Annotated in this window: 5 protein-coding genes; all 5 read right to left on the bottom strand. The window is 63.6% G+C overall.

Translation table 11 applies throughout. The annotated features are described in order from the left end of the window. Positions 1–433: 433 nt before the first annotated feature. On the bottom strand, positions 434–1,756 hold the full coding sequence (locus tag EA187_RS13585; RefSeq protein WP_127780608.1) for an IS256 family transposase: 1,323 nt from the start codon (positions 1,754–1,756) through the stop codon (positions 434–436). A gap of 304 nt (positions 1,757–2,060) precedes the next feature. Continuing rightward, positions 2,061–2,855, bottom strand: coding sequence for an ABC transporter permease (locus EA187_RS13580; RefSeq protein ID WP_127780607.1), 795 nt, complete (start codon positions 2,853–2,855; stop codon positions 2,061–2,063). Continuing rightward, complete coding sequence (locus tag EA187_RS13575; protein WP_127780606.1) at positions 2,852–3,547, bottom strand: ABC transporter ATP-binding protein; 696 nt, start codon at positions 3,545–3,547, stop codon at positions 2,852–2,854. The genes EA187_RS13580 and EA187_RS13575 overlap by 4 nt, the downstream gene beginning before the upstream one ends. Further along, positions 3,544–4,962: a hypothetical protein gene (locus tag EA187_RS13570; protein ID WP_127780605.1), complete on the bottom strand. Its 1,419-nt coding sequence runs from the start codon at positions 4,960–4,962 to the stop codon at positions 3,544–3,546. The genes EA187_RS13575 and EA187_RS13570 overlap by 4 nt, the downstream gene beginning before the upstream one ends. 181 nt (positions 4,963–5,143) lie before the next feature. Continuing rightward, positions 5,144–6,640, bottom strand: a complete 1,497-nt coding sequence (locus tag EA187_RS13565) for an eL24 family ribosomal protein (RefSeq protein WP_127780604.1) — start codon at positions 6,638–6,640, stop codon at positions 5,144–5,146. Positions 6,641–6,704 lie beyond the last annotated feature (64 nt).

Here is a 6,704-nt window from a genome sequence, read left to right as displayed (position 1 = left end):
CTCCTCCTGGCTCCTTGCCGAGCGCCCCAGGCCGACGCTGGCTGTGTCGCTGCGTCGTCGCGGTAGCGGCTGCTACACGCTCCTCCTGGCTCCTTGCCAGTCGTCGCCCTGGATGCGCTCGGGTTGGGGGGGATGCGGGTTGTGGTTAGGTGGTTGTGTGGTTGGGTGGTTGTGGGGCGCCGGGGGTTCGCGATGTCGGGCGATTCGTGTGGGGGTTGGGGGGCGTACGAAGCGATGGTGTGGATGGGAGCGAAAGCAGAGCTAAGGGGTCTGAGTTGTCGATTTACCTGAGTAGAAGCGGAGGTAAGGGGTCTGAGTTGTCGATTTACCCGGGTAAAAGCGGAGCTAAGGGGTCTGAGTTGTCGATTTACCTGAGTAAAAGCGGAGGTAAGGGGGTGTGCAAGCAATTTCGTGTACGACCCTTCGGCTCTTCTTAACTATCTGCGCGGCCTTCCCACGGAACGTAGTTTGGAACGCGGTCTTGAAACGTCAGTTCAAGCTCAGAGCGAATGGCAGCCCAGTCGCTGCGGGGTAGCTTGAATCCGTCGTGAATCTCACGCAGCTTCAGGGTAATCAGACGCAGAGCACTGTCGTGATTGGGGAAGCTGCTCTTGGTTTTGGTGACTTTGCGTATCTGGCGGTGGAGGTTTTCGACCATGTTTGTGGTGTATACCATCCGCCGCAATGCGTAGCCGTAGGTCCACAGGTTCTCCAGGTGAGGCAGGGCATTTTTCCACACATCGCAGAGGTGGGGCTCTTTTCGACGCCACTTCTCCTGGAGTTGTTGCAGCGCAAACTTCGCTGCTTCGAAGGAGACGGCCTGATAGATAGCGCGTACATCGGCGGAGGCCTCCTGGCGTAGTTTGCTGGGCACATAGCGCATGCTGTTGCGAATCAGATGCACCACGCAACGCTGGAAGCGAGTCTGTGGGAAATTCGTGGCCACGGCCTGCTCCATCCCGCTGAGACCGTCGGCGCAGAGGATGAAAATGTCCTCCACTCCTCGCCGCTTCAGGTCGAGCAACACTTGATGCCAGAAGCTCGCGCTCTCCGATTTCTGCCCTTCGCCGGCCATCCAGACCCCGAGAATCTGGCGGATGCCCTCGCAGTTGTAGCCTACTGCTGTGTAGACCGCGGTGCGCTCAACACCGCTCTCGTGGCGTGTATTTACATAGAGGGCGTCGACAAAAATACAGGGCCAGACTGCCTCCAAAGGACGGTTTCGCCACGCAATAAGCTCCGGCTCAACCCTGGCCACCACCCGGCTCACCAGTCCGTCGTCGACCTCGATATTGTAGAGTTCCTCAACATGACGGTGAATGTCTCGCTGCGACATACCACTGGTGTAAAGTGAGAGAATCTGCCCGGCGATAGTCTCGCTGAGCTGCCCGTGCTTGGGCACAACCCGGGGCAAAAAACTGCCTTCCCGGTCCCGCGGCACCGAGATGGGCACCTCCCCAAATTGCGTCTTTAAGACCTTGCTTCCATAACCATTTCGCCGGTTGCCAAAGCGCAGAGCCTCACTCTCGCGCTCCCCCCATCCGTAGCCCAGATGATGCTCCTGCTCGGCCTCCAACATGAGCTCCACGAACCTCCCCAACAGCTCTGACATCGGCGAAGAGCTCACGACCTGACCCAGCGTCATCTGCTCTCTGGCAGCCTCACGGGCCATCGGCCGTAACAACTCCTCAAGTGCTTCGGGGAGCATCCGTTCATCAGCACTTCTTCGGCGACCACCACGGCGTTTCTTCGTCATGACCAACTCCAAAAATTGACCAGCTTTGGATTAGAACACGCCGTACACAGAAAGTCTTACACTCCCAGGTAAGGGGGCTGAGTTGTCGATTTACCTGAGTAAAAGCGGAGCTAAGGGGTCCGAGTTGTCGATTTGCCCGAGTAAAAGCGGAGGTAAGGGGGTCTGAGTTGTCGATTTACCTGAGTAAAAGCAGAGCTAAGGGGTCTGTGTGTCAAACGACACCAGAACCTGACCCGGTTGCGACACCCGAGATGACCGTCCGAGAGACGGACAAACCCCGCCAGATATGCGGCGCTGCGGCGTGTTAGTCGTGATGCGAGATGGCCTCCCAGCGGGGGCGGGCCATGGGGTGGGCGATGCGTTTGAAGGCGATGAGGCAGAGGAGGATGACGCCCAGGGCGGTGGCCGCGGCGATCATGAACATGATGAGGATCTGGTAGGCGACGGCGTGGGTGGGGTCGGCGCCGGCGAGGATCTGGCCGGTCATCATGCCGGGGAGGGAGACCAGGCCGACGATCATCATGGCGTTGATGATGGGGATCATGCCGTTGCGTACACCCTGGCGAAGGTGGGGGAGGGATGCCTCCCAGAGCGTGCTGCCCATGGCGAGGTGAGATTCCAGGGAGGGGCGCTCTTTGATTAGATCGCTGAGCATGCGATCAAGGCCCAGGCTGATGCCGGTGAGGCCGTTGCCGAGCAGCATGCCTGCGAGGGGGATGACGTATTGCGGGGTGAACCAGGGATCGACGCCGATGACGAGCTCGGTGGTGGCAAAGGTGGTCAGGGTGGTGGCCAGGGTGAGCGAGGCAAAGGCGGCCAGGTGGGCGCCGGGGAAGCGTTTGGAGGAGCGGGCGATGGCGGCGCGAGCTGCAGCCAGGAGCATGACGAGCAGCATGGGGAGGACGTAGAACCAGCGGTTGGCCTCAAAGACCCATTCGAGCACAAGGCCCAGAAGGGTGAGCTGGGCGGTGGTGCGCACTGCGGCAAGTATGAGGTTTTTTTGAAGACCGAGCTTCAGCGCGATGCTGATGAGGGCCGGGATGAGTAGCAGGAAGGCGGCCAGAGCCAGGTCGAGGGGGGAGAGTTCGACGTAGGTCATGGGTCGGTGGGTGTGGGGGTGGGCTGCCAGCGGGCGATGTTGAGGGTGCGAGAGGTCAGGCGCCGGCGTTGTTCGGTGTGGTGAGTGACGATGAGGATGGCGCGCTCGGGGTGGTCGTTGAGCAGCTCGTGGATGAGCACTTCGACCCGCTCGGTGCTGCGGGAGTCGAGGGAGGCGGTGGGCTCGTCGAGCAGCAAAACCGGGGGCTGGAGGGTGAGCGCGCGGACAAGCCCAAAGCGTTGCTGTTCGCCGGGGGAGAGGCGCTCGAAGGTGCGGTTCAGCGGGATGTGGGAGAGGCCCAGGCGTTCGAGGAGGGCGAGCTGCTGGTCTTCGCTTAAGGGCCGGGTGAGGGCGGGGATGTTACGGGAGGCGTAGTGGCGCGCCAGTCGGAGCTCGTCGTCGAGGGTTTTTGCCAGAGGTGCGGGACGTTGGTGGAGGTAGAGAACGCGTCGGCGAAAGGCGAGGACTGTCTCCGGGCTCAGAAGGAGCTCTCCGCAATACACCTCACCGCGGTCGGTACCGAGCAGGGCGACCAGCGCGCGCAGCAGGGTGCTCTTCCCGGAGCCGCTCTCGCCGCTGAGCGCCACGCATTCGCCGGGGTGGAGCTCGAAGTTGACGTTTTTCCAGAGGGGGGAGGTGTGCTCGGGCGGGGTCCAGGTGAGGTTTTGGGCGCGGAGCAGCCGGGAGGTCATGGCAGGCGCACGTAGGAGAGTTGCCCTTCGGGGTTGACGAAGGTGACGTGGGTGCGGCCCTGCGCGTCGATGGCCACCGAGGTGTTGGAGTCGGCATGGGCAGGCGCGTGAAGCAGTCGTTGCCAGTTGGAGCTCGAGGCGTTGAGCTGCAGGACGCGGGCGTGGTGTGTGGTGCTGATATGCAGTCCGGCGACCAGCGTGGTGTCGGTGCTTGCCAGGGAGAGCCGGGTCGAGGCGGTGTCGGCGTTGGTGGGACCGACGGGGTGGCTCTCATCGCTCCAGGCGTTGCCGTCACGGCGGAAGACGAGAAGCTCGCTTTGCGCGGCGTTCAGGGTGGCCAGGGCCGGCGAGGAGGAGGGGGAGAGGGTCAGCGCCAGGGTGCTGGCAGTGGAGAGGTCGGACGCGATGGTGCTTTGCTGCCAGTCGGGGCTGGTCGGGTCGTAGGTGGCGAGCAGGAGGTCGTTGCCGGTGTTTTTGTAGGCGATGGCCAGCGGGGTGATGGCGTCACCGGCGATGGCCCGAAGGGTGATCGTGCTGCCGGAGGCCGGCGAATCTTCGGAGAGCCAATCCCCGGCGTGCCGGGAGTAGAGAGCGGGGCTCTCTAAGATGAGTTGAAAGGAGATGGTGGGGCGGCCATCGATGCCGGGGGTTAAGCCGAGGGGGCCATCGCCTGCAAAATACACCTCTTCGAGCTCCCAGCCCTCCGGTGTGCGTGTGCCGTAGACAGGGGTCGGGGTTCCGGTGGCCTGGATATAGGCGATATGCGGAATGTTGTCGGCGTCGAGGTAGATGTGGGCGGGGATGGCGAGGACGGGGATGGAGGGGACGGGCGGGAGCGCCGCGACGGAGTAGTGCCAGTCGTTGCCGTCGAAGGTGGCGTAACGCAGTTCATTCGAGGTTTCGGCGTAGTAGATGATGTGGGGGTTACCCTGGCTGTCGAGGGCCAGGTCGTTGAAAAAGCCGGTCTCGGATTCCTGGTCGACGGTGATGACGTCAAACACGGGGGCGCAGCTGCCGCCGACGCAGCTCTCGTCGCCGGAGCAGGAGGTCTGGCAGTCGCCGCAGAAGTTGGGGCCTTGTTGAAGATCGACGCAGGTGGTGCCGCAGAGGCTGAGGCCGGGCGCGCAGGCGTTGTCCGCATCGTCCGCGTCGTCCGCGTCGTCCGCGTCGTCCGCGTCGTCCGCGTCGTCCGCGTCGTCCGCGTCTGTGACGTCGGGCTGGTCGATGTCGGTGTCGGGATCTTCGGTATCCTCGATGTTGCGCTGGCAGTAGCCGGCGACGCATTGCTCGTCGACAAAGCAGTTGGTGTCGACTTCGCAGGCGCGGGAGTTTTCGGTGGTGCAGCCTGCGGCGCTCAGGGCCATGGCGAGGCAGAGGCAGAGGTGGAGAGCGCGCAGTGGCGAGGATAAGAGCATGGGGGATCCGGGTAGGGCCGGGGGTCGGGTGGGGAGGGCAGGTCAATGGGTGGCGGGTCGGTGGAGCTGTTTCGACGACCCGGTCGTTGATGCGCTGCCCGTGATCAAGGTGAACGTGGGGTGTGGTCCGACCGAGAGAGGGAGAAGGCTGCGTTTCTATGCGCTCGGCCGGGGGGATGCGTTACCGATTGATGAAGTAGTAGAGGCCTCCGCCGGGGGCCTGCAGCGCGGCCTGAATGAGTTGATTGGCGCCAGCGCTAAGAGCGGTGCGCCCGGTGTTGGAGGCGTCGATGGCGTCGAGCGCCGAAAAGGAGCCGTCGTAGAGGATGATGCGAGCTGAGGTGTCTTGCTGAAATCCGATGAGGGGAAGGGTGCCGAGAAAAAGGGCGATGGAGGTGGAGGCTGTCGTGGCGTTGGATTCCAGGGGGAAGACAAGCTCGCTCCAGACACGAGGGTCTGCTTCGGAGGTGTTGTGCAGGTAGAGGATGGCGGGGTTCGCAGGAGTGTTGGCGCGGGCGGCGATGCGGGCACGGTCCTGCGGGTCGAGGGTCATGGAGATGCCCAGGCCGCCGTTGTGGGTGCTGGCCAGCGAGGTTTTGTCCCAGCCGGTGGAGGTGGAGGTGGCGTAGATGAGTTCGCCGCCGTTGGTGAAGCGCTGGTAGGCGATGTGGGTGAGGCCCTGCTGGTCGACGGCGATGGCGACGGAGGAGCCGGCGGTGTTCTGGTGATCGACCAGGGTATGCTCCCAGAGATCCGGGGAGGTGCGGGTGGCCAGGGTGACTTCGTCATTGGCGTTGACGAAGACGACGCGGGGGCTTCCGTCGGGAGCCAGGGCAAGATCGAAGTCGCGGGCAAATCGCGGGGTGGCCACGGTCTCGACGTGCCAGACGCCATCGGAGGGGGCGGCGTAGCGGAGGGTTTCGGATGTGGTGGAGGTGGGATCTCCAAAGAGGATGTGGGGGCGGTTGTTGACATCCAGGGCGATGCGGGTAGGGCGAAGGCCTTCGACGGGGTGGGAGAACTCGCCGCGCCACTGCTGGCCGTCCCAGCGCAGGTAGTGGAGGGTGGTGTCGGTGGCGTTGCTGATGTGTGTGATATGGGGGCGGCTTGCATCGTCGAGGGTCATATCGATGCCGAAGCCGCCGCTGGTGTCGGTGCCGATGGTCCCGGTCTGGGGGGCGGTGTCGAGGCGTTGGGCGCAGGAGCCTTCGATGCATTCCTGGTCGCTGTTGCAGGTGATGGCGCAGTTTCCGCAAGCGCTTGAATCGTAGTGGAGGTCGACGCAGCGGTTGTCGCAGATGGACTGGTGATCAAGGCAGATCGGGGAGGGATCGATGGTTGCGTCTTCCGCGTCGGACGCCTCGACGTCCGTGTCTTCTTCTGTGTCGGGTGCCTCGACGTCCGTGTCTTCTTCCGCGTCTGTGTTTGCGTCGTCTTCTGCGTCGGGCTCCCTGGCGTCTGTGTCTTCTTCGGCGTCGGGCGCTTCGGCGTCAGCGTTGGTATCGCCTTCGGGGGTGGGGTCGAACTGGCAGAAGCCAGCGATGCATTGCTCGTCGACAAAGCAGTTGGCGTCGACCTCGCAGGCCCGGGAGTGTTCGGGGGAGCAGGCTGTGGCGCTCAGGGCCATGGCCAGGCAGAGGGAGAGGCGAAGAGCGTGCAGTGGCGAGGGCAAAAGCATGACGGCTCCGGGTACGACAGGGGTGGCCGGGGGAGGGCGTGCGCGCACGGGGTTTCGATGATGG

The organism is Lujinxingia sediminis (assembly GCF_004005565.1).
Classification (GTDB): domain Bacteria; phylum Myxococcota_A; class Bradymonadia; order Bradymonadales; family Bradymonadaceae; genus Lujinxingia; species Lujinxingia sediminis.
Note: the sequence above shows the minus strand (reverse complement) of the source record. Positions and strands in the feature narration are given on the sequence as shown.